Below are 1,179 nucleotides of genomic sequence, written 5' to 3'. Positions count from 1 at the left end.
CGACGATCTTGGCAACCACGCCGGCACCAACGGTACGACCACCTTCGCGAATCGCGAAGCGCAGGCCGTCTTCCATGGCGATCGGCTTGATCAGGGTGACAACCATTTTCACGTTGTCGCCCGGCATTACCATCTCGACGCCTTCCGGCAGTTCGCACGAACCGGTCACGTCAGTGGTACGGAAGTAGAACTGCGGACGGTAGCCCTTGAAGAACGGAGTGTGACGACCACCTTCTTCCTTGGACAGCACGTACACTTCAGCTTCGAACTTGGTGTGCGGCTTGATGGTGCCCGGCTTGGCCAGAACCTGGCCACGCTCGACGTCATCACGCTTGGTGCCACGCAGCAGCACGCCGCAGTTCTCACCAGCACGACCTTCGTCGAGCAGCTTGCGGAACATCTCGACACCGGTACAGGTGGTCTTGGTGGTATCACGCAGACCAACGATCTCGATTTCTTCCTGAACCTTGACGATGCCGCGCTCGACACGACCGGTTACCACGGTACCGCGGCCGGAGATGGAGAACACGTCTTCGATCGGCATCAGGAACGGCTTGTCGATGGCACGTACCGGCTCAGGAATGTAGGTATCCAGAGTCTCGACCAGCTTCTTCACCGCAGTGGTGCCCAGCTCGTTGTCATCTTCGCCGTTCAGCGCCATCAGCGCGGAACCGATGATGATCGGAGTGTCGTCACCCGGGAAATCGTAGGTGGACAGCAGATCGCGCACTTCCATTTCGACCAGCTCGAGCAGCTCGGCATCGTCGACCATGTCGGCCTTGTTCAGGAACACGACAATGTAAGGAACACCAACCTGACGGGACAGCAGGATGTGCTCGCGAGTCTGCGGCATGGGGCCGTCAGCAGCGGAGCAAACCAGGATCGCGCCATCCATCTGGGCAGCACCGGTGATCATGTTCTTCACATAGTCAGCGTGACCCGGGCAGTCAACGTGCGCGTAGTGACGGACATTGGAGTCGTACTCTACGTGGGCGGTGTTGATGGTGATACCGCGAGCCTTCTCTTCCGGAGCGCTATCGATCTTGTCGAAGTCGACACGAGCGGAACCGAAGACCTCGGAACACACGCGAGTCAGAGCGGCAGTCAGAGTGGTCTTGCCATGGTCGACGTGACCAATGGTGCCGACGTTGACGTGCGGTTTGTTACGTTCGAACTTTT

At 58.9% G+C, this 1,179-nt stretch carries 1 protein-coding gene; it reads right to left on the bottom strand.

From position 1 onward, the window contains the following. On the bottom strand, window positions 1-1,179 hold a 1,179-nt coding region (gene tuf, locus B597_RS40480), incomplete at both ends, for an elongation factor Tu (RefSeq protein WP_024162376.1).

It is taken from the genome of Stutzerimonas stutzeri KOS6, assembly GCF_000307775.2.
In the GTDB taxonomy this organism is placed as follows: Bacteria; Pseudomonadota; Gammaproteobacteria; order Pseudomonadales; family Pseudomonadaceae; genus Stutzerimonas; species Stutzerimonas stutzeri_B.
The sequence above is the reverse complement of the archived record's forward strand: the minus strand, read 5'-3'. Positions and strand labels throughout refer to the sequence as shown.